General features: G+C 61.6%; 21 protein-coding genes. 14 read left to right on the top strand and 7 right to left on the bottom strand.

Annotated elements, in window-relative coordinates:
- Positions 1 to 231 precede the first annotated feature (231 nt).
- From DEHOM01_RS08620 to DEHOM01_RS08640, 5 genes are all read right to left on the bottom strand, one after another.
- On the bottom strand, positions 232 to 2,466 hold the full coding sequence (locus tag DEHOM01_RS08620) for a CAP domain-containing protein (RefSeq protein ID WP_061212405.1): 2,235 nt from the start codon (positions 2,464 to 2,466) through the stop codon (positions 232 to 234).
- Positions 2,467 to 2,731: 265 nt separating this feature from the next.
- The gene (gene map, locus DEHOM01_RS08625; RefSeq protein WP_061212406.1) at positions 2,732 to 3,520 is read right to left on the bottom strand and encodes a type I methionyl aminopeptidase; all 789 of its coding nucleotides are present in this window, start codon (positions 3,518 to 3,520) and stop codon (positions 2,732 to 2,734) included.
- Positions 3,517 to 4,485: a COX15/CtaA family protein gene (locus DEHOM01_RS08630; protein ID WP_061212407.1), complete on the bottom strand. Its 969-nt coding sequence runs from the start codon at positions 4,483 to 4,485 to the stop codon at positions 3,517 to 3,519. Before DEHOM01_RS08630 ends, map begins: the two co-directional genes overlap by 4 nt.
- A 37-nt stretch (positions 4,486 to 4,522) precedes the next feature.
- Positions 4,523 to 5,314, bottom strand: a complete 792-nt coding sequence (locus tag DEHOM01_RS08635; RefSeq protein WP_061212408.1) for an ABC transporter permease — start codon at positions 5,312 to 5,314, stop codon at positions 4,523 to 4,525.
- Positions 5,311 to 6,207, bottom strand: a complete 897-nt coding sequence (locus tag DEHOM01_RS08640; RefSeq protein ID WP_061212409.1) for an ABC transporter ATP-binding protein — start codon at positions 6,205 to 6,207, stop codon at positions 5,311 to 5,313. Before DEHOM01_RS08640 ends, DEHOM01_RS08635 begins: the two co-directional genes overlap by 4 nt.
- 185 nt (positions 6,208 to 6,392) lie before the next feature.
- Here DEHOM01_RS08640 and DEHOM01_RS08645 point away from each other — a divergent pair, with 185 nt between their 5' ends.
- The 6 genes from DEHOM01_RS08645 to DEHOM01_RS08670 are packed head-to-tail and all read left to right on the top strand — an operon-like array spanning position 6,393 to position 11,273.
- Entirely contained in the window at positions 6,393 to 7,199 is an 807-nt protein-coding gene (locus DEHOM01_RS08645; RefSeq protein WP_061212410.1) for a helix-turn-helix transcriptional regulator, read from the top strand.
- Positions 7,196 to 8,623: a Fe-S cluster assembly protein SufB gene (gene sufB, locus DEHOM01_RS08650; protein WP_061212411.1), complete on the top strand. Its 1,428-nt coding sequence runs from the start codon at positions 7,196 to 7,198 to the stop codon at positions 8,621 to 8,623. The genes DEHOM01_RS08645 and sufB overlap by 4 nt, the downstream gene beginning before the upstream one ends.
- A complete protein-coding gene (gene sufD / locus DEHOM01_RS08655) occupies positions 8,623 to 9,816 on the top strand; it encodes a Fe-S cluster assembly protein SufD (protein ID WP_061212412.1) in 1,194 nt (397 codons plus the stop codon). The genes sufB and sufD overlap by 1 nt, the downstream gene beginning before the upstream one ends.
- Positions 9,817 to 10,152, top strand: a complete 336-nt coding sequence (locus tag DEHOM01_RS08660; protein WP_061212413.1) for a Rieske (2Fe-2S) protein — start codon at positions 9,817 to 9,819, stop codon at positions 10,150 to 10,152.
- 15 nt (positions 10,153 to 10,167) lie between these two features.
- Positions 10,168 to 10,920, top strand: coding sequence for a Fe-S cluster assembly ATPase SufC (gene sufC / locus DEHOM01_RS08665; protein WP_061212414.1), 753 nt, complete (start codon positions 10,168 to 10,170; stop codon positions 10,918 to 10,920).
- Between the two features lie 32 nt (positions 10,921 to 10,952).
- On the top strand, positions 10,953 to 11,273 hold the full coding sequence (locus DEHOM01_RS08670) for a metal-sulfur cluster assembly factor (protein ID WP_061212415.1): 321 nt from the start codon (positions 10,953 to 10,955) through the stop codon (positions 11,271 to 11,273).
- A gap of 79 nt (positions 11,274 to 11,352) precedes the next feature.
- Here DEHOM01_RS08670 and DEHOM01_RS08675 read toward each other — a convergent pair whose 3' ends face one another.
- Together DEHOM01_RS08675 and ald are read right to left on the bottom strand one after the other, a co-directional pair.
- Entirely contained in the window at positions 11,353 to 12,618 is a 1,266-nt protein-coding gene (locus tag DEHOM01_RS08675; RefSeq protein ID WP_061212416.1) for a dicarboxylate/amino acid:cation symporter, read from the bottom strand.
- A 136-nt stretch (positions 12,619 to 12,754) separates the two neighbouring features.
- Positions 12,755 to 13,876, bottom strand: coding sequence for an alanine dehydrogenase (gene ald / locus DEHOM01_RS08680; RefSeq protein WP_061212431.1), 1,122 nt, complete (start codon positions 13,874 to 13,876; stop codon positions 12,755 to 12,757).
- 245 nt (positions 13,877 to 14,121) lie between these two features.
- On the opposite strand from ald, the gene abc-f reads away from it, so the two are divergent.
- From abc-f to coaBC, 8 genes are all read left to right on the top strand, one after another.
- On the top strand, positions 14,122 to 15,726 hold the full coding sequence (abc-f, locus tag DEHOM01_RS08685) for a ribosomal protection-like ABC-F family protein (protein ID WP_061212417.1): 1,605 nt from the start codon (positions 14,122 to 14,124) through the stop codon (positions 15,724 to 15,726).
- 120 nt (positions 15,727 to 15,846) lie between these two features.
- The gene (efp, locus tag DEHOM01_RS08690; RefSeq protein WP_061212432.1) at positions 15,847 to 16,404 is read left to right on the top strand and encodes an elongation factor P; all 558 of its coding nucleotides are present in this window, start codon (positions 15,847 to 15,849) and stop codon (positions 16,402 to 16,404) included.
- A 1-nt stretch (position 16,405) separates the two neighbouring features.
- Positions 16,406 to 16,909, top strand: coding sequence for a transcription antitermination factor NusB (gene nusB / locus DEHOM01_RS08695; protein WP_034373294.1), 504 nt, complete (start codon positions 16,406 to 16,408; stop codon positions 16,907 to 16,909).
- 14 nt (positions 16,910 to 16,923) lie between these two features.
- Entirely contained in the window at positions 16,924 to 17,493 is a 570-nt protein-coding gene (pyrR, locus tag DEHOM01_RS08700; protein ID WP_061212418.1) for a bifunctional pyr operon transcriptional regulator/uracil phosphoribosyltransferase PyrR, read from the top strand.
- Positions 17,494 to 17,746: 253 nt separating this feature from the next.
- Positions 17,747 to 18,073 carry an integration host factor, actinobacterial type gene (mihF, locus tag DEHOM01_RS08705; protein ID WP_061212419.1) on the top strand — a complete coding sequence of 109 codons (327 nt, stop codon included), beginning with the start codon at positions 17,747 to 17,749 and terminating at the stop codon, positions 18,071 to 18,073.
- Positions 18,070 to 18,657: a guanylate kinase gene (gene gmk, locus DEHOM01_RS08710; protein WP_082738822.1), complete on the top strand. Its 588-nt coding sequence runs from the start codon at positions 18,070 to 18,072 to the stop codon at positions 18,655 to 18,657. The genes mihF and gmk overlap by 4 nt, the downstream gene beginning before the upstream one ends.
- 114 nt (positions 18,658 to 18,771) lie before the next feature.
- Positions 18,772 to 19,113: a DNA-directed RNA polymerase subunit omega gene (rpoZ, locus tag DEHOM01_RS08715; protein WP_016664637.1), complete on the top strand. Its 342-nt coding sequence runs from the start codon at positions 18,772 to 18,774 to the stop codon at positions 19,111 to 19,113.
- 15 nt (positions 19,114 to 19,128) lie between these two features.
- Positions 19,129 to 20,391: a bifunctional phosphopantothenoylcysteine decarboxylase/phosphopantothenate--cysteine ligase CoaBC gene (gene coaBC / locus DEHOM01_RS08720; protein WP_061212420.1), complete on the top strand. Its 1,263-nt coding sequence runs from the start codon at positions 19,129 to 19,131 to the stop codon at positions 20,389 to 20,391.
- The last annotated feature ends 33 nt before the right edge of the window (positions 20,392 to 20,424 follow it).

Raw genomic sequence — 20,424 nt, forward strand, 5'->3', positions numbered from 1 at the left:
CCTCGGCCCAATAAACCCAGAAGCGGAAAAGACGGTCCTGCTAGAACCGCGAAACAAGGGGTTTCGAGAGTAAAACGCGGATATCCCTCGGAGGGTAACGGCCACACTCGGTGCCGATTGAAGCCTCCAACCGCGAGGAAAGCGAAGTGCATAAAAGGGGTAGCGAAAGGGGCCGCTTCGTGATGAAGCGGCCCCTTCGAAGGATCCCGTGCGGGAAGCGCAATCGTTAGATCATTCCGCAGGGATCTCGTGGTAGGAGGTGAAATCCTTCTCGGTAGGCTCATCGGCCTCAACGCCGGCCTCTGCCTTCGCTGCCTCATCGGCCTTAGCCTGAGCGTCCTTGAGGTCGTTCTCAGCCTTCAACGCGGCTTGGCTGTCAGCGCCGGCTTTCGACTCTGCTTTACCCACAGCCTCGGTCTGCCTATCGACCTTAGCCTGCTGCGCAGCACGTGCCTTCTCAGCTTCGGGAGCGGCAGCTTCCGCATCAGCGAGTTCATGATCGGCGGTCGTCGAAGCCTCGGTGCTCTCGGTATTGCGCTGCTCAGCGTCCTGCTTAGCGGCTTCGGCGTCCGTGACTTCCTTCGCGCTCTTATCGGCTTCGGCCTGCGCCTCGTCGACCTCGGTCCGAGCGTCAGCGATCTTGGAGTCGAGATCCTTGAGCTCCTCGATCTTTGGAGCGTCACTCAGTGAAGAGATGCGCTCATCCACCCCGCGCTGCACACCCTTGGTGTAGTCGAGGCCTTCCTTACCGCCTTCCCACTTCTCATATTCGGTGGTATTGCGATCGTCGACCTCGTAGGTGAGCTTCGAGCCGCCGGTGGCAGCGATTGCGCCGTCGGGCACGTACTCGCCTTCGAGATTCTCAGGCATCGCCTTCGACTTCGGCTCGCGGGTGTCGGAGTTCGCGAGGCGTGCGTCCTCCTTGAGGTAGAAATTGTTCGTGCCGTACACCTGGCCGTCATCGCTCTTCGCAAGGCCGAGACCGGCGTGAGAGAACTGCTCTTCCAGCATGTTCGCGTTGTCGGCGTCGGAATCGTGCCACTTCTTAAACAGGTTGTCGGCGCATTCATCGACGCTGGACGCATCCAGGTCGCACGTCGCCTGAATGACGTTCTCGCCGCTGTAGCCAGCTTCGTCCTGGTTGGAGTGCTTGAGCTCCTTGCTCGAGGCCATGGTTGTGGACCATTTGGCAGCATTATCGTTGAATACAGGCGCGTAGACGAGCTCGTTCAGGCCGTTCTTTACGCGGTAGGCATTGATGCGTTCGGCGACGGCATCCGAAAGCGCACGGAGCTGCTTGTCCTCATCGAGCTGCGAGTAGACACTCGAGCTGTCCTGCTCGAGCTTTTCGCGCTTGTCCGAAAGCGCCGCAAGCTGCTTCGTGGCGGCGTCAAGCTTCCGATCAGCATCCTGCTTGGCCTTTTGAGCTGTGGCGAGCTTTGCGTCGGCGGCCTTAACATCAGCAGCAGCCTTCTCAGCCTCAACCTTGAGCTTAGCGGCGAGATCGCGCTTTGCCGCAAGATCGCCGTCACCCGGCATTGCCGCGATCAGCTCATCGAGCTTCGCCTTCTCCTGTTCGTAGGCAGCCCTCGATGCCTCGGCCTTTGCGCGCGAGGATTCTGCCTCACGGCGCGCCCTGTCGAGCTCGGTGTTGGCGCGAGCGGACGTGTCGCGAGCGGACTGGAGATTGTTGTTCCAATCCTTGAGTGCGGCGTTGTAGCCTTCTTCGTCAAAAGCCGCGATGGTGACGGTCTTCTTTGGCTTGTTCGGCTTGCTCGGGTTGCTCGGGCGCTCCGGCTGGGAGGTGCCGTCCGACTTACCCGGCTTTTTGCCAGGCTTGCCCGAGTCGCCGCGGTGATCGGTTGGCTTTTTAGGCTCGGGAGCGGCGACGATCGTCCCGTTCTTCCCGCCGTCTGTGTTGTCGTTAGCCGGCTTCGGTGCCGCAGGTTTCGAGGCGGGATCGTCCTTGGCAGGAGTGGGGTTTTGGTCGGGGGTCTTTGCGGGCGGAATGGGCGTATCTGATTCGCCGCGAGCGAGCGCGGTGTCCGGGGTGATCTCAAAACCGGACTTGGCGTTGCCGCGACCATCTGAGGGGGCTTTGCCGGCGTTAAGCTCGGAGCTGTTGTCCATGCCGCTTCTGCCCGGTTCGCCGATGCGGCTGGCATCCTGACCGGAAGTACGGTTCTTCCTCCTCGCCCACCGCTGGGCGAGAGACTCATTCGAGTGGTCTTCGTCTTCTTCCGATTGCGGCGATTCGGTTGCCCCAGCGCCAGAGCCCGCCTCGTTGCCGCTTGTACCGCTTGGTGACGTCGACGCGCTCGATGAGGAGTCGGCAGACGTCGACATACTCGGGGAAGGCCGCGAGGCGGCGTGGTTGGCCGCGCTTCCGCCCGAACATGCGGCTAGTAGCGACAAAGAAAGACCAAGGCCGATCACCGGCCCAAGCTTCTTACGGGTGAAGGTCATAGGGATTCTCTTTTCTGTTCGTCATGGTCGCCGCCGTTGAAATCAACCTGTGAGTCGCGCACCAGGGAACGCGGGAGTGGAAACGGTGGATCTGTGTCCGCTCATCGGCTTGGGCCGCTAGGGATACTACTATCCGCGTATATTTTTACGTAGGCGAAGAGTGACGAGGGTGTTACAAAATCGTAACAATACGGTGAACTTTGCTATCGCGCCGCGCGAGAGCCCCTGCGGACGGTCTACTCGGCGCAGATTTTAGGGGATTCAATTAGGCCGGGTCGTCGGAGCGCGCCGTGACGATGATCGGCTCGCCCTTTGTCACGATAAGGGTGTGTTCAGCGTGGGCCCCTGTTGAACCGTCGCCCGATTCGACGGTCCAGCCATCACGCTCGGTGATGGTCATGACGTCGGTCGTCGGCGTCAAAAACGGTTCGACTGTGATTGCCATTCCCTCGCGGAGTTTCTGGCCGGTGCCCGGGGCGCCGAAATTCGGCACGAACGGCGCTTCGTGCATGGTGCGGCCAACGCCGTGGCCGCCAAACTCATGATTAATCGTGTAACCCAGCTCCGTAGCCCGGGTCTCAACCGCGTGGCCGATATCGCCCACGGTATTGCCCGCCCGGGCAGCACCAATACCTGCCCACATGACGCTTTCTGTATCGCGAATAAGTTTCAGGTGGTCCTCTCGCTGCTCGCCCACGACAATCGAGAGTGAAGAGTCAGCAACCCAGCCCTCGAGCTCGATCGCGAAGTCCATGGAAAGCAGGTCCCCGCTCTCCAAGGTGCGATCGTAGGGGCGGCCGTGAAGCACCGCGTTATTCACGCTCAGACAAATGACTTTCCCGAACGGCGAAGCGCCGAAACTCGGGTGATAGTCGAGGTAGCACGATGTGGCGCCAGCCTCGCGAATCATGCGGTGGACTTCGGCATCAATCTCGAGAAGGTTGTCGCCTATGGACACGGTTCGACGAAGCGAGGAGAGCACGCCCGCAACGAACTCGCCGGCGGGGCGAATCTGTTCGGGGGTGGGGTAGCGGTGAGTGCGAAAGCCCCTCATGACTGGGCATCCTTCGAGTAGTCGTCCGGGGCTGTGCCTTCACCGAGGGGGTACCACGTGAACAGGCTGGCGCCGAGCCACGCAATACTCGCCGAAAGGAGCGCGGCTCCGAGCATGTGGAGTCCCACGAGAGCTTCGGGGAGTCCGGTGAAGTACTGGATATAACCAATCACGGCCTGGAGGAGCGTCACGATCGTGAGCGCGACAAGGGCCCTCTTTGATCGGGCGTGAGCTTTCGTCACCATGAGGACGATTGCCACGCCAAGCAGAAGGCCGCAGAACAGCCACACGAAGTCGGCGTGGAGCCACGCAATTTTCGCGGGGTTAAAAGGGAAACGCTGTGGAGTATTGGCGTCACCGGAGTGGGGGCCCGAACCGGTCGTGAGGGTGCCGAGAATCAGCACGATAAATCCGACGGCAGCGAGCGGCCAATACACGAACTGTGCTCCGCGGTTCACGGCAAGCCTCGCGGAACCGTTGCCTTCATAAAGCCGGTACACCAGTACCGCGGAGGACGCCACGAGGATTGGCGAGACGATGAAGTGCACCGACACGAAAAACGGGTGCAAGTGCAAATACACGACAAGCATGCCCCACACTGCCTGGAAAACGGTAAGGATGAGCGGAACCCAGGAAAGGCGCATAAACCCCTTGCCTTTGGTGCGCAGATGCTTGTAGGTCGCCACGAGCACGAGGATTGCGAACACGAGCAGCACGAGCGTGAGGGCACGGTTTCCATATTCGATGAAGGGTCGCAGCCCCGATTCGGGGTGATAACGAGGAGTGAACTCACCCGGCTCGCAGTACGGCCACGAAGAACACCCAAGCCCGGACTTCGTGAGACGCACGATGCCCCCGGTCGCAATAATGCCAATTTGGCACGCGAGATTGATCCAAAAAATGGCCGTGATGCGGCGTTTGCGTTCCCGTGAAAGGGAGCTGGGGGTGTTCGTGTGTGCTGTCATGCGCTCAGTGTAAGAAAGGCGGGGCGGGATCGGTGAATCAGGCGCTCGTCCAGCGGAAGAATCTCACCGTCAGGCCCCCAAAGATCACGGCCCACAGGGCGAGGAGTCCGAGCGCGGTGAGGGAGGGGGCGTGCCCCGAAAGCGTCTCGGTTAGTGCGCTCGTCGCAGCAGCCGACGGCAACACTGAGACGAGAGTGTCGACTGGCGCGGGAAATCCGTTCGCGGGGATCGCCACCCCGCCGACGGCGATAAAGAGAATAAAAATGATGTTTGACAGCGCGAGTACGGCCTCAGTGCGAAGCGTGCCGGCGATCAAAAGACCGAGCCCCCCGAAGGCGCACGTGGCAAGAATCCACACGGGAATCGACCACAGGATTTCACCAGCGGTGGGCCGCCACCCAAGTGCGAACGACAGGGTGCCGAGCACAACGATCTGCAAGATGTGCACGATCGCTATCGCACCCAACTTGCCAAGCATGTAGCCACCGCGACCGAGAGGTGTCGTGGCGATCCAGCGCAGCACCCCATTTCGACGGTCGAAGCCGGTGGCGATTGCCTGTGAGGTGAGGGAAGTGGCAATGATGGCGGTTACCGCTGTCGCGGCAACGGCGTCGGTCATTGACGGCGACTTGCCGCCAAAAAGAGCGGGCGAAACGGGGATGAACCGCAGGCCAAGAAGAACCATTGCAGGCAGCATGAGCGAAACCATGAGCTGCTCTCCGTTGGTGAGAATCGCTCGTGCTTCAAGTTGTGCGTGCGCAGCGATGCGCCGAGGGGTGCGGGCAGCGCGGCGCGAATCGGACATTACCGAGTGCGGGTCCGTGCTCACTTCGTCTCCTTTGCTCGTGTGCTCGACAGCGATACGAGGATGTCCTCGAGGGAATCGGGGACGTGTTCGATGGCGAGAGTGACCCCTTGGATTTCGGCGGCGTTACGTACTGCCTGTTCAAACGCCACGAGGCGCTCCTCCGAAGGGGCACTCGCAGCAATATCGATCGAGAGTGGGGACTGGCTCCCGAGCGTGCGTTCGACGTCGGCGAGGGTGCCGTCGGCCTTCACGGAGCCTTCGGCGATGACGATGACGCGATCTGCGAGCGAGGCGATGTCGTCGAGCGCGTGAGAGGTGAGGATGACTGCGGCGCCCCGCTCCGCTTCGGCTCGGATAAGCTCTCGCGTGCGCCGCTTGACCGCGACATCCATGCCAGCGGTCGGTTCGTCGAGAAAAAGAACGTCGGGCATACCGAGCAGTGAAAGTGCGAGGCTCAAACGCTGCCGTTGACCGCCGGAGAGTCGGCGCACGAGGGTCGATGAGAAAGCATCAATGCCGAGTTCGTGGGAAAGGGCGCGCCAATCCCGGGGCCGCGCGTAGAGAGATGAGGCGTAGGCGAGAAGCTGCGCTGGGGTGGCTCCTGAGGTGAGGCCGCCGTCCTGAAGCATGACGCCGACCCGAGCGCGAGTCTCGGCGTCGTGAGTGAGAGGGTTGGCGCCAAGCAGGCGCACTTCGCCTCCGTCGGGGGAGAGGAGCCCGGTCGCGCACGCGATCGTTGTGGATTTGCCGGCGCCGTTTGGGCCCAGTAGCGCGGTGATCTCCCCGAAGTTCGCCGAGAGACTCACGTTTTCGCACGCCGTGACGGAACCGAATTGTTTACGCAGGTTGGTGATGTCGAGTGCCGGCGGTGGTGTGGCCGATCGCCCGGCTGCGGTCGAAGTGTGAGTGCCCATGGCACATCATGGTAGTGCGCGCGCAGCCGCGTAGAGGGGCGGGAGGGGGCCGACGGTCGGCTGGCTTTCGCGATGTGTGTGACATACGCCGCGCTCTGCCGGGACTTAGGTAACCCTCTCTATCTTTTCGAAACTCACGGTTTGTAGAATCGCAACGTCCACCGGTTTGGCGAAAGGAGGATGTCGTGAATACTCGCACCGAAGCGTCCGCCAATGATTCGACGCGCGAACGCCTCATCGAGGCTATTAGTATCGACGGTCCCATCGCCGCAGGCGACCTCGCCGAACGTTTTCACCTCACCGGCGCTGCCGTCCGTCGGCACCTATCCCAATTGCACGCCGAGGGCATCATTGAGGAAAAGGGATCGTCCCACAGGCCCCGAGGGCGGGGGCGCCCGCGCAAAGAGTTCGTGCTCGCCGCGACCGCACCAGAGGCTGATGCAGCCTCGAGAGAGTGCGAAAGCCTCGCACTGCTGGCGATGAAAGAACTCGAACGCGCTGGCGGGCACGAGGCCCTCGTTGCGCTCGCGAAGGCGCGCACCGCCGAGTGGGAGGCGGAGTTCGAGCGGCGCTATGCGCGTGAAAGCGATAAAGGTGAGGTGACGCCGGCGCGCCGCGTGCGCCTCGTGATCGACCTTCTCAAGGAACTCGGCTATGCCGCATCGCTCAGGCCGGTCACGGTGAGCGTCGGCTCTCCCGGGCGAGACGGTGCCCCGTCGCGGACCCTCACGACGGTGCAGATGTGCCAGGGACGCTGCCCGGTCCAAGACATCGCCGCGAAGCACCCGGAGCTGTGCGAGGTTGAAACGGCTGCGCTTTCGAGAATGCTCGGCGTTCCCGTTCAGCGCCTCGCGACTCGAGCGGCGGGTGCGCACGTGTGCACCACCCACTTAACCCCGGCCATGAGCACGGCAATTGCCGAGTCCATGGCCGAAGGGGAACTTGCCTCGGACGTCACCACAGATTTGCTCACAGAAGGAAGGAAGCCATGACGACTGCACCAGAGCAGCTCAGTCAGGACGAGATCATCGCGTCGATCGGCAGCTACGAATATGGCTGGCACGATTCGGATTCCGCCGGCGCCACTGCTCAGCGAGGGCTGAGCGAAGAAGTCGTGCGCAACATCTCGCACCTGAAGAACGAGCCCGAATGGATGCTCAAGCGCCGCCTGCGCGCACTCTCGCTCTTTGAAAAGAAGCCGCTTCCCACGTGGGGCGCCGATCTAAGCGAGATCGATTTCGACAACATCAAGTATTTTGTGCGCTCGACAGAGGGGCAGGCGAAGAGCTGGGAAGACCTGCCTGAAGACATCAAGGCGACCTATGATCGCCTTGGTATCCCCGAGGCAGAAAAGGAACGCCTCGTCGCCGGCGTCGCCGCTCAGTATGAGTCCGAGGTCGTGTACCACCAGATCCGCGAGGATCTCGAAAAACAGGGCGTCATCTTCGTCGACACCGACACGGGCCTTCGCGAGTACCCCGAGATCTTCGAGGAGTACTTCGGCACCGTGATTCCTGCCGGCGACAACAAGTTCGCGGCGCTCAACACCGCGGTGTGGTCGGGCGGCTCATTCGTGTACGTTCCGAAGGGCGTCCACGTGGAAATCCCGCTCCAGGCCTATTTCCGCATCAATACCGAGAACATGGGGCAGTTCGAGCGCACGCTCATCATTGCCGACGAGGGCTCGTATGTGCACTACGTCGAAGGTTGCACGGCGCCGATCTACAAGTCTGACTCGCTCCACTCCGCGGTCGTTGAGATCGTCGTGAAAAAGGATGCGCGCGTTCGCTACACGACCATTCAGAACTGGTCGAGCAACGTGTACAACCTCGTCACGAAGCGCACGACCGTCGAAGAGGGCGGAACGATGGAATGGGTCGATGGCAACATCGGTTCAAAGGTCACGATGAAGTACCCCGCGGTGTGGCTCCAGGGTGAGCACGCGCGCGGCGAGACTCTCTCGATCGCCTTCGCGGGCGAGGGGCAGCACCAAGACACCGGCTCGAAGATGGTCCACATGGCGCCCCACACCTCGAGTTCGATCGTGTCGAAGTCGGTTTCTCGCGGTGGCGGCCGTTCCTCGTATCGCGGCCTCGTCCAGGTCAACGAGGGTGCGCACCACTCCGCCTCGAATGTGCTTTGCGATGCGCTCCTTGTCGATCAGGTTTCTCGAACCGATACCTATCCATACGTCGACGTTCGCGTGGATGACGTACAGATGGGACACGAGGCAACGGTGTCCAAGGTCAGCGAAGAGCAGCTGTTCTACCTCATGAGTCGCGGCCTCGAGGAAACCGAGGCAATGGCGATGATCGTGCGCGGATTTATCGAGCCGATCGCGCGTGAGCTCCCCATGGAATACGCGCTCGAGCTCAACCGCCTCATTGAACTGCAGATGGAAGGAGCCGTGGGTTAATGACCACGACGGATCATTCGAAGGCACAGCTCGAATCGGAAGGTATTGCCCTTCCGGGTGAGCGCAGCGGCCTCCTCTCTCGCGCGACTCGTCACGCCGCCTTCGGGATCGACAACCACGAGATCCCGACCGGCCGCGAGGAAGAGTGGCGCTTTGCGAGCTTGCGGCAGCTCGCCCCGCTTTTTGAGGCACGCGAGACCCACGTCGAGGAAAGCGTCGTGAGCTACGAGGTCGAGTCCCCCGAGGGGCTCGTCGTCGATTCGCTCGGGGAGAAGGAAGCCCCGCGCCACACGGCGATCCTTCCCGAGGACCGCATCGCCGCGGCTGCCGCGGAGCTGACCGCGAACGCCCTGTACCTCAAGGCCCCCGCGAACACTGAGGCTAGCGAACCGGCGCGCGTGGAAGTTTCTGGACACGACGCATCCATCGCCAGCCACGGCGAGCTCGTGCTGCACACCGAAGCGAATGCGCGCGCGACCTACGTCATCAACCACACGGGCACCGCGCTGTACGCGCAGAACGTCGAGATGGTCCTCGACGAGGGCTCCGAGATGACCGTGATCGCGATCCATGACTGGGCCGACGATGCCGTGCACGTCGCCACTCACGTCGCGAAGATCGGTAAGGACGCTCGCCTCAAGCACATCGTCGTGACGCTCGGCGGCAAGGCGGTGCGCGTGAATTCAACCGCGACGTTCGCCGGCCCCGGTGGCGAAGTTGAGCAGGACGGCCTGTACTTTTCCGACGAAGGCCAGCACCTCGAGCACCGACTGTTCGTGGATCACGCCGCGCCGAAGTGCACATCGAACGTCCTGTACAAGGGCGCCCTCCAGGGGCGCGGTGCGCGCAGTGTGTGGGTGGGCGACGTACTTATCCGCAAGGAAGCCGAAGGTACCGAGACGTACGAAATGAACCGCAACCTCGTTCTTACCGAGGGGGCCCGTGCCGATTCAGTGCCGAACCTCGAGATCGAGACCGGCGAAATTGAAGGGGCGGGGCACGCCGCTGCGACCGGGCGTTTCGATGACGAGCAGCTGTTCTACCTTATGGCGCGCGGCATCTCCGAGATCGAGGCGCGCCGTCTCGTCGTTCGCGGCTTCTTCCAGGAGCTCATCCAGAGGATCGAGGTTCCAGAGGTACGTGACTACCTCACGGAGCAGATCGAGATCGAGCTGCAGCGGAGCATGAACTAAATGTCCACGACACACGCGGTAGCACGCCTTGATGACCTCGCGCCTGGATCTGTGATGGGCATCGAGGTGGGCGGTATCGAGATTGCCCTTGCGCGCGACACGGATGGAACCGTGCACGCACTCGGCGATCTTTGTACCCACCGCAACGTCAACCTCTCTGATGGCGACGTCGAGGACGGCGCCTTGGAATGCTGGAAGCACGGTAGTCAGTTTGATTTACGTACCGGCGTGCCTAGGCAGCTTCCCGCGCATGTCGCAACACCCGTATACCCCGTCACGATCGACCAGGCGAGCGGCACGATCAGCGTTTCGCTCGACCCCATCGAACTTTCCTGACTCGAAAGGAACACCATGTCCGTTCTTGAAATCAAGGACCTCCACGCAACCGTGGAAACCCCCGAAGGCACCAAGGAGATCCTCAAGGGCGTGAACCTCACGCTCCGCTCCGGTGAAACTCACGCGATCATGGGCCCGAATGGCTCGGGAAAGTCCACGCTCGCGTACTCGCTCGCCGGTCACCCCAAGTACGAAATCACCTCGGGTGAAGTCCTCCTCGATGGCGAAGACGTTCTCGAGATGAGCGTCGATGAGCGAGCAAAGGCCGGGCTCTTCCTCGCGATGCAGTACCCGGTCGAGGTTCCCGGCGTGACCGTCTCGAACTTCCTGCGCACCGCTAAGACGGCGGTCGAGGGCGAGGCCCCGAAGCTGCGCGAGTGGGTCAAAGATGTGAACGCCGCGATGGAAAAGCTCCGTATGGACCCGCAGTTTGCGCAGCGTAACGTGAACGAAGGGTTCTCGGGAGGCGAGAAGAAGCGTCACGAGATTCTCCAGATGGAGCTGCTGCGCCCGAAGATCGCGATCCTCGACGAGACCGATTCCGGACTTGACGTCGATGCTCTTCGCGTCGTTTCGGAGGGCGTGAATCGTGTGAAGGACGAGACTGATCTCGGCGTCATGCTCATCACGCACTACACGCGCATCCTCAAGTACATCAAGCCGGATTTCGTACACGTCTTTGTGAATGGTCGTGTGGCGGAAGAAGGCGGCCCTGAGCTCGCCGAGCGCCTCGAGGCCGAGGGCTACGACCGCTACCTCACGGCGTAGGCCTCACGACCACCGGAAGGACGGCTTAAGCAATGTCCGAATCGAAAGACGTCAGCGTACAGGACGTCACCGAAGCGCTGAAGGACGTCATCGATCCCGAGCTCGGGATTAACGTCGTCGACCTCGGCCTCGTCTATGGCGTGACCGTCGAGAACGGCAATGCCGTTGTCGACATGACCCTGACGAGTGCCGCGTGTCCGCTTCAAGACGTGCTCGAGGAGCAGACTTTTGCTGCGCTCGACCCGATTACGGAGACGCACCGGATTAACTGGGTGTGGATGCCGCCGTGGGGCATGGAACGCATTACTGGGGACGGCAAAGATCAGCTTCGCGCGATCGGCTTCAACCTCTAACCTGCGCGGCTTAGGAAAGGGCGGGGCCCGGCTCACTTCACGGTGAACCGGGCCCCGCCCTTGTGAGGCGTGATGCCGCTTACGCGGTACGTGGCGCGGCCGCGAGAGCCTCGTCTTCGGCGCGTTCGCGATCGCCCTTATCCATCCAGTCTTTGCCGTCAATCATGCGGGCCACGAGCATCGAGGAGGAGTTGTCGCCGACCGCGTTGATCGTGGTTGCGGGAGCGTCGATGATCGTCCCGATGATCGAAATGACCGGCAGCGCAGTGGTGGGAAAGCCGTAGAGCGTAATAATCATGAGTTCGCCGACGAAGCCGCCCGAGGGGATGCCGCTCATTACCATGCCGCTGAGGAGCGCGATGCCGACGGCGATGAGAAGGTTCTCGATCGTGAAGAGATCGCGCTGGAACAGGGTGAAGAGGAACGAGATCTTGAGGATCGCGGAAAGGACTGATCCTTCCATATGGATCGTCGCGCCGATCGGGATGATCGTTTCTCGAATGTCGCGCGGCACGCCTGTGCGCTGCGCGGCCTTGAGGTTCGCGGGCAGACACGCCACCGAGGAACCGGTGCCAAGCGCGATCGCGGTGGGCTCGAGGATGTTGCTCCAGAAGCGTTTGATGCCTTTGGTACCGCCCGCAATATATGCGTAGAGCGTGAATGCGACGCAGAAGTAGACGATGGTGACGGGGAAATAGATGACGAATGCACGTACGTACCCGCCCACGAGTTGCGGGCCAAGTTCGCCGATGAGCGCGGCGAAGTAAGCGCCAAGACCGATCGGCGCGTAGTACATGATGAGCGAGACGAGCTTCAGGAACACGGCGCTAGCGGACGAGAGGAAATCGCGGAACGCGTCGCCAGCTTTTCCAATGCCGCTCGTGGCGAACCCGACGAGTACCGCAAAGATGATGAGCGCGAGCATGTTGGAGGGGGAGAGGAGCTCGCCGAACTCGTTCACGGTGAGGGTTTGCACGATCTGATCACCAATCGATTCGGGCTTTTCGACGGTCCCTGGATCGGTGAGTGTGATGTTGAGCGGCTCGCTTGAACGGAAGATCCACAGTACCGTGAGCATGATGATCGCGGCGACGATTCCCGTGGAAATGAACACGAGCATCATCGACCCCATGATTTTCCCAAGCCGTTTGGCCGAGTCCATGGCGGCGACCGAGGACGCGATTGAGAAGAAGACGAGTGGCACGACGAGCGTGAACATCATGTTCACGAACACAACGCCGAAGGGCTTCACGATTGCGGCATCGGGCCCGAAAACAAGTCCGGCGATCGCGCCGAGAACGACGCATGCCAGGATGATGAGGGGGAATCGGTAATTACGCAGCATGGGTGCATTATTCCAGCTTTGGCCAGCTGAAAGCGGAATTGAGGGGTCTGTGGACTTGGGATATGTCGCACACTCTGGCTTCTAGTAGGCGGCTGGGCGCCCTCTGCGGGGTGACCTTTGCAGAGGGCGCACGGCTTTACCGCTCGTGTGCGAGTACCTCCTCAGCGCTTAGATAAGGAAGGCCGTGCGCCTCAGCCACTTCTTCATGAAGTAGCTCGCCGCGGAAGGTCGAGAATCCCGAAAGCAAGCCCGGGTGTCCGGCGATCCCCTCAATACCTCCGTTTGCGAGAGCACGCACGTAGGGAAGGCTGGCCCCCGCGAGGGCAACGCTTGCAGTGCGGGCAACGGCACCGGGCATGTTTGCGACGCAATAGACCGTCGCATTACCCACGCGGAAGGTTGGGTCGTCGTGCGTGGTGGGACGAGAGACCTCGGTACAACCGCCTTGGTCGATTGCGACATCGATGACGATTGATCCGGGTCGCATCGCCTCAATCGTTTCACGTTTGATGAGCTTCGGGGCCGCTCGTCCGGGTAGGAGCACGGAGCCAACGACGACATCGGCTTCGCGCGCGAGGGTATCGATGGCCTGCGCATTGGAGAATCCGGTTGAGATACGCGTGCCATGCGTGCGATCGAGATCAGCAAGCCGCGCGGAATTAATGTCGAGCACGGTCACGCTCGCGCCCATGCCAGCGGCGACGATCGCAGCCTGCTCGCCGACGACGCCGCCACCCACGACGAGAACTTTGGCACGCGCCGTGCCGGGCGCGCCTCCCATGAGAACACCGGTTCCGCCAAACGGCGACATGAGCTGGTGGGCGGCGACCTGTGCGGAGAGCCGACCGGCGATGATGCTCATGGGCGCGAGGAGGGGAAGCGAACCGTCGGAGCCCTTCACCATCTCGTAGGCAAGCGCGGGAGTTTTCGCAGTGAGGAGTGCCTGTGTGAGCGAGCGTGAAGCCGCGAGATGGAGGTAGGTGAAGAGAATCTGATCCTCCCGGAGGTACCCGTATTCGCTCTCGAGAGGCTCCTTGACCTTGAGGAGGAGATCGGCCTCGCCCCAGACGGATTCGGCCGTGTCGGCGATCTGTGCACCGGCCCCCTCATAATCCGTGTTGGTGAAACCAGCGTTGACACCCGCGTCCTTCTCAACAACGACCTCGTGCCCGGAGCGGATCAGCTCCTCGACGCCGGCGTGGTGCATCGCCACGCGATATTCGTTGTTCTTGATTTCCCTCACGATGCCGATTTTCACGTTCATCTCCTTTGCGTCGTGGCGCTCCTTCGCACCGAATTCACGTTCCTTCCATGCTTACGCAGTCCACGCTCTCGCTCAAGGGGCTTACACAAAAACGTTCTTGATGTGCAGGGCGCTTGTGCAATCCGCTACCCCTAGGCGGGGAGTCCGACGGCTGCACGGTCCGAATCGGCCACGCATTACTAGACTTGTGCGCGGCCCTCAGGGGTCGAGCCCTCCTTCGTCAGTTTGTAAAGGACACCATGATCACGGTTCATGACCTCGAGATCCGCGTGGGTGCACGCATGCTTATGAGCGGCGTGGACTTTCAGGTCGCGAAAGGCGACCGCGTGGGGCTTGTTGGCCGCAATGGTGCCGGTAAAACGACCCTCACTCGCACGTTGGCGGGCGAGCGTGAAGCCGCGGCGGGTTCGATCGATATCCGCGGGCAGATCGGCTTCCTCCCTCAGGACACGACCGAGGGAGATCCGAAGCAAAAGGTGCTCGCGCGCATTCTTGAAGCGCGAAACCTCGCCCGCATTTTCGAGAAACTCGCGCAAAGCGAGCGGGATATGGCCGATATGAGCCTCAGCGAGACGAAGCGCGAGAAGGCGATGGATCGCTACGTGCGCTTTAACAACGAATTAGAAGCGCAGGGGGGTTACGCGGCCGAGGCGGAGGCGAAGCAGCTTGCGGCAAACCTCGGGGTCGATAACCGCCTGCTCGAGGCCGAACTCGGCACGCTTTCTGGCGGTCAGCGTCGCCGCGTCGAACTTGCTCGCATTCTTTTCTCGCAGGCGGAAACTCTCGTGCTCGATGAGCCGACTAACCACCTCGATGCCGACTCAATCGTGTGGCTTCGCGAGTTTCTCATGCAGTATCCGGGCGGAATGATCATCATCTCTCACGACATCCAGCTCGTTGAGCACGTCGTCAATAAGGTGTTCTACCTCGACGCCAATCGCCAGGTCATTGACGTCTACAACATGGGTTGGAAGAATTATCTGCGTCAGCGCGAGGACGACGAGAAGCGTCGTAAACGCGAGCGTGCCAACGCTGAAAAGAAAGCCGCAACCCTTCAGGCCCAGGGCGAAAAAATGCGGGCGAAGGCGACGAAAGCCGTTGCTGCCCAGCAAATGCTCCGCCGCGCCGAAAAGCTTCTCGACTCCCTTGAGGAGGAACGTCAGGTTGAACGCGTCGCGAAGCTTCGCTTTCCGAAACCGGCCCCGAGCGGCAAGACCCCTCTCAGGGCAGAGGGGCTCTCGAAGAGCTACGGGAGCCTCGAGATTTTTACCGACGTGAATCTCGCGATCGATCGTGGCTCGCGCGTTGTCGTTCTCGGACTCAACGGTGCGGGTAAAACGACCCTTTTGCGTCTGCTCGCGGGCGTCGAAACCCCGGACACCGGAGAGGTCATTGCCGGTCACGGGTTAAAACTCGGCTACTTTGCACAGGAACATGACACGCTCGAACTCGAGCGCACGGTTCTCGACAACATGCAGCGCGCCGCGGGAGACCTGCCCGAAGTCGAGGTGCGCAAGATCCTCGGCTCATTCCTCTTTCAGGGCGACGACGTGCATAAGCCCGCAGGCGTTCTTTCAGGCGGCGAAAAGACCCGTCTTGCTCTCGCGACCCTTGTCGTCTCCAGCGCGAACGTCCTTCTCCTTGACGAGCCCACAAACAACCTCGACCCGGCGAGCCGCGAAGAAATCCTCGGTGCTCTCAGCGCCTTCGAGGGCGCGATCGTGCTCGTGAGCCACGACCCGGGAGCCGTCGCGGCGCTCGATCCCGAACGAGTGCTGATGATGCCTGATGCTGTCGAAGACCTCTGGAACGCCGAATACGAGGAGCTCATCGCGCTTGCGTGAGAAGGATCAAGGGGAAACCGGCAACCGTCGGAAATTTCCCGCGCCCGAAGGGCGCTAAAATTAAGGATTGTGTGCGCCCTCGAAGGGGCGCGTGCGAAACTGCAACCCGAACGGAGAATCATGGCAAGCACTAACGATCTGAAGAACGGCATGGTCCTGAAGCTCGAGAACGGCCTGTGGAGCGTTGTCGAATTCCAGCACGTGAAGCCCGGCAAGGGCCCGGCGTTCGTTCGCACCAAGCTCAAGAACGTTCTCTCGGGCAAGACCGTTGACAAAACCTTCAACGCGGGCGTTAAGGTCGAGACCGCAACGATCGACCGCCGTGACATGCAGTACTCATACATGGATGGCGATCTCTTCGTGTTCATGGACACCACGACCTGGGAGCAAACCAACGTGACCGCGGAGGTCGTTGGCGACGCCAAGGACTACATGCTCGAGGGTCAGGACGCCGTCGTGGCGTTCCACGAGGGCACGGTACTTTTCGTTGAGCTCCCCGCCTCGGTCGTTCTCGAAATCACCCACACCGAACCCGGCCTCCAGGGTGATCGCAGCTCGGGCGGCACGAAGCCCGCAACTCTCGAGACCGGCCTCGAAATCCAGGTGCCTCTCTTCCTCGAGCAGAACACCAAGGTTAAGGTCGACACCCGCACCGGCGACTACCTCGGGCGTGCCTGATATGCCGTTCGATCCGCTGGATCTTCCGCTGCCGGGGCGCGAGGGGGACGAAGTTGAACTCGTCAAGACCCTCCCGTCGCGGACGCATAAATTTGGTGCAGTGACGCGTGCGCGCGTGCGCGCGATCGACGTGTTGTTTGAGGCCGACGCCCGCCAGGTGGGTGTCGAGGAACTAGCCGAGCAGCGCACCGTCACCTCAACCGCGCAGACCCCGCTGCCCGAGGCAGCGAAGCGTTTTGCGCTTGTGTATGCCGCGCACGCCGCTGACATTGACGACACGATTGCTTCGCACTCGGAGGCGTGGACGCTCGAACGCATGCCCGCTGTCGACCGAGCGATCTTGCGTATGGGAGCGGCCGAGATTCTTCACGGCACCGGAGTCGATGCTCCTGTGCTTCTCAAGGAGTACACGAGCGTTGCCGCCGAGCTGTCGACGGAAGATTCGGCATCGTTCGTCAATGCGCTTCTCCAGCGCATCGCGGACGCGAAGGATCTACTCGGTTAAGAAGGGAGACGTCCATGGCTGAGGATCTCCGCACGGAAGTGTTCAAAGCGGGCGACATTCGCCGCGCGTTGACCCGGATCGGCTACGAGATTGTCGAAGGTGAAAAAGGTGTCGACGATTTCGTGCTCATGGGGATTCACAGCCGTGGCGTGCCCCTTGCCTACCGCATCGCCGAGGCGATTGCGCGTGCCGGCAACACCGAGCGCGTCCCCGCGAGCATCGTGGGGGAGCTCGACATCACGCGTTTTCGCGATGATCGCTCGTCGAAGCCTGCGCGGGAGGAACGAGAGACGCGCCTTCCCGAGGGAGGGATCGAAGGCCGCACGGTTATTCTCGTCGACGATGTGCTCTATTCAGGGCGTACGGTACGTGCGGCGCTCGATGCCCTGAGCGCACTCGGTCGACCGGCCGCTGTTCGACTGGCGATTTTGGTCGATCGAGGCCACAGGGAGTTGCCAATCCGCGCAGATTTCGTCGGCAAGAATCTGCCGACTTCGCGGCGAGAGCGGGTCAACGTGTTGCTAGAGGAGTGCGATGGCGCGGACTCCATTGTTCTTGAAAGATCAGTAACAGGCGGGAGCTGACCCCGTCCCGAATGCAAAAAACACACGATATGCCTGCTCAAGGTGACAAATAGGTCACGATTTCGCGGTTTTTCAGCGTTCTTCAAGACTTTATCAACTTGGTGGGTAACTCTATACGTAGCTCCAAGCCGAGCGGTTTGCTCGTTGAGTGCCAGTCGCGACGCGGAAGAGTATTTGCAGATTTTCTGGGGCTTCGTCATGAAGCTTCATGAGAATGGGTACCATCCCACGAATAGATTGAAGAGGTAGACACGTGGCTCTCCCCACTTTGACCCCCGAAGCGCGCAAGGCCGCACTCGAGAAGGCTGCACAGCTCCGCCAGGAGCGTGCGCAGGTGAAGAACCGCCTCAAGAACTCGACCGGCAACCGCGGTGAGGAAATCGCAAAGCTTATCGAAGAAGCGAAGACGAGCGAGGCTGTCGCTCGCCTTAAGGTTTCCGCGATGCTCGAATCCCTCCCGGGCATTGGCAAGGTCAAGGCTGCGCAGATTATGGACGAGATCGGCATCTCGCCCTCGCGCAAGATGCGGGGCCTCGGCCGCCATCAGGCGGAAAAGCTTATTCAGCACTTCGCAGAGTGAGCCCGGCGCAGTCGCTCGACGTGCCCCGCGGGCGTGTCGTTGTCGTCGCCGGTCCGACCGCCGTTGGCAAGGGCACTGTTACGCGCAGACTTCTCGAGAAACACCCCGAGGTCTATCTGTCGGTCTCCGCGACCACGCGCGATCCCCGCCCCGGCGAAGTGGACGGGATCCACTATTTTTTCTGGAGTCCCGAACAGTTCGACGATGCCGTAGAAAACGGCGACATGCTCGAATGGGCCCTCGTGCACGGCCGCAACCGTTACGGAACGCCGAGGAGCGCCGTCGAAGCGGCCCGGGCCGAGGGGAGAGCGGTCATCCTTGAGATCGACCTTGAGGGGGCTCGCCAAGTGCGTTCCTCGATGCCGGATGCGCGCTTCGTGTTCTTGGCTCCGCCCAGTTGGGACGTCCTTGTTGAGCGTCTCGTGGGGCGGGGAACAGAAAGCCCTGAGGAGCAGGAGCGGCGACTTGAAACCGCGCGGGTGGAAATGGCCGCTGAAGAAGAGTTTGACGTGACGATCGTGAACGACGATCTCGATGAGGCCGTCGACGCGCTCGCACGCGAAGCTGGGCTCGCCCCTGCGTGAATGACATCACCGGCCTTCGTCGCCGCTAGGGAGCGATTTCCGGTAGAATGGGACCTTGCGCGCTCGTCATGCGCGAGCGCCGATATCTGACTTCACACTAGGAAGGGACGTTTCGTGCCTGGAACCGTTGCCCAGCCCGAAGGCATTACCAACCCGCCCATCGATCGGCTGCTCGAGTCCGTTGATTCGAAGTACGCCCTCGTGCTGTACTCGGCGAAGCGTGCGCGTCAGATCAACGCTTACTACTCGCAGGTCGAAGACGGCCTCCTCGAGCATGTCGGACCTCTGGTTGACACCGAGCCCCAGGAGAAGTCTCTTTCGATCGCACTTCGCGAGATCGACGAAGGTCTGCTCGAGGCCAAGGAGATCGACGAGAACGCTCCCAAGCCTCCCGCGCGCGAGCCGCTCACGCTCGGGGACGACGCCCCCGAGGTGCCGATCGACTTCAACCTCTAAATCGAAGCTTTGACGATGCCCGCATCGCCTCCTTCTGTGCCGCCGCGTCCCCTCGAGGGTCTTCGCGTCATCGTTGGAGTGTGTGCGGGCATCGCTGCATATAAAGCGGCTCACGTGGTGCGCGGCTTGACCGAACGTGGCGCCGATGTGCGCGTTGTTCCGACGAAGGCTTCGCTCGAGTTCGTTGGCATCTCGACGTGGGAAGCGCTCAGCCACAATCCCGTGCGCACCTCTGTCTTTGAGGATGTGGATTCGGTTGCCCACGTGCGTCTCGGCCAGGAAGCCGACGCGGTCGTCGTGGTTCCGGCAACAGCGGATTTTATGGCCCGCGCACGTATGGGAAGGGCCGACGACCTCCTTACAGCCACGCTCCTCGTCACTCGAGCACCCGTCATCCTCGCCCCGGCGATGCACACGGAAATGTGGGAGCATCCCGCAACGCGCGAAAATGTCGGCGTGCTCCGATCACGTGGCGTGCGCGTGATTGAACCCGCGAGTGGACGCCTTACCGGAACCGATACCGGCGTAGGGCGACTGCCCGAGCCCGAAGTGATTGTGTACTATGTTGAGTCAATCCTCGCGGCAGGGTCGCGCACGTGCGACCTCGAAGGCACGCACGTGGTGATCACCGCAGGGGGGACCCGCGAGGCCCTTGATCCGGTGCGCGTGCTCACCAATCACTCGAGCGGTAAACAGGGGGCGGCGCTCGCGCGCGCGGCGTACGTTCGCGGAGCGAGCGTGAGCCTCGTCCTGGCGGGTTCACACATCGACCCTCCCGCGGGCGTAGACGTCGTGCGGGTGGAATCGGCGAAAGAACTTGCGGCCGCGGTACGGGAGCGTGAAAGTAGCGCAGATGTGCTGATCATGGCCGCTGCCGTTTCCGATTTCACGCCTGAGCCATCGCGCAGCAAGATCAAGAAAAAAGCGGGAGAGTCGGGCCTCACCCTTCATTTGGTGGAGACCGAGGATATTCTCCGCGGCCTCGTCGAGCGCCGGCAGGCCGGTGAGCGTCCGTTTGTGATTTGCGGCTTCGCTGCCGAGACGGGGGATGAGCATTCGAGCGCCCTCGCGCACGCGACCAGGAAGGCCCGCGCCAAGGGCGCGGACCTCCTCGCGTTCAACGATGTCAGTGAGAACGCTTTCGGGGCCGACACGAACGCATTGACGTTTCTTGATGCCGCTGGTGAAATTCGCGGAGCCGCACGCGGGACGAAAGACGAGGTTTCCCACGCAATGCTTGATCACGTCGCCTCTCTCCTCAAGCGCGAGCGCAGCTAGCCTCGGGCGACTCCTTTAATTCCGTCACCACCT

Source organism: Dermabacter hominis NBRC 106157 (genome assembly GCF_001570785.1).
In the GTDB taxonomy this organism is placed as follows: Bacteria; Actinomycetota; Actinomycetes; order Actinomycetales; family Dermabacteraceae; genus Dermabacter; species Dermabacter hominis.

What these genes read in the sequence shown, in the direction of transcription:
- DEHOM01_RS08620 (WP_061212405.1), bottom strand. Translation starts at nt 2,466, where the DNA reads ATGACCTTCACCCGTAAGAAGCTTGGGCCGGTGATCGGCCTTGGTCTT.
- map (WP_061212406.1), bottom strand. Translation starts at nt 3,520, where the DNA reads ATGAGGGGCTTTCGCACTCACCGCTACCCCACCCCCGAACAGATTCGC.
- DEHOM01_RS08630 (WP_061212407.1), bottom strand. Translation starts at nt 4,485, where the DNA reads ATGACAGCACACACGAACACCCCCAGCTCCCTTTCACGGGAACGCAAA.
- DEHOM01_RS08640 (WP_061212409.1), bottom strand. Translation starts at nt 6,207, where the DNA reads ATGGGCACTCACACTTCGACCGCAGCCGGGCGATCGGCCACACCACCG.
- sufB (WP_061212411.1), top strand. Translation starts at nt 7,196, where the DNA reads ATGACGACTGCACCAGAGCAGCTCAGTCAGGACGAGATCATCGCGTCG.
- sufD (WP_061212412.1), top strand. Translation starts at nt 8,623, where the DNA reads ATGACCACGACGGATCATTCGAAGGCACAGCTCGAATCGGAAGGTATT.
- DEHOM01_RS08660 (WP_061212413.1), top strand. Translation starts at nt 9,817, where the DNA reads ATGTCCACGACACACGCGGTAGCACGCCTTGATGACCTCGCGCCTGGA.
- sufC (WP_061212414.1), top strand. Translation starts at nt 10,168, where the DNA reads ATGTCCGTTCTTGAAATCAAGGACCTCCACGCAACCGTGGAAACCCCC.
- DEHOM01_RS08670 (WP_061212415.1), top strand. Translation starts at nt 10,953, where the DNA reads ATGTCCGAATCGAAAGACGTCAGCGTACAGGACGTCACCGAAGCGCTG.
- DEHOM01_RS08675 (WP_061212416.1), bottom strand. Translation starts at nt 12,618, where the DNA reads ATGCTGCGTAATTACCGATTCCCCCTCATCATCCTGGCATGCGTCGTT.
- abc-f (WP_061212417.1), top strand. Translation starts at nt 14,122, where the DNA reads ATGATCACGGTTCATGACCTCGAGATCCGCGTGGGTGCACGCATGCTT.
- efp (WP_061212432.1), top strand. Translation starts at nt 15,847, where the DNA reads ATGGCAAGCACTAACGATCTGAAGAACGGCATGGTCCTGAAGCTCGAG.
- nusB (WP_034373294.1), top strand. Translation starts at nt 16,406, where the DNA reads ATGCCGTTCGATCCGCTGGATCTTCCGCTGCCGGGGCGCGAGGGGGAC.
- pyrR (WP_061212418.1), top strand. Translation starts at nt 16,924, where the DNA reads ATGGCTGAGGATCTCCGCACGGAAGTGTTCAAAGCGGGCGACATTCGC.
- coaBC (WP_061212420.1), top strand. Translation starts at nt 19,129, where the DNA reads ATGCCCGCATCGCCTCCTTCTGTGCCGCCGCGTCCCCTCGAGGGTCTT.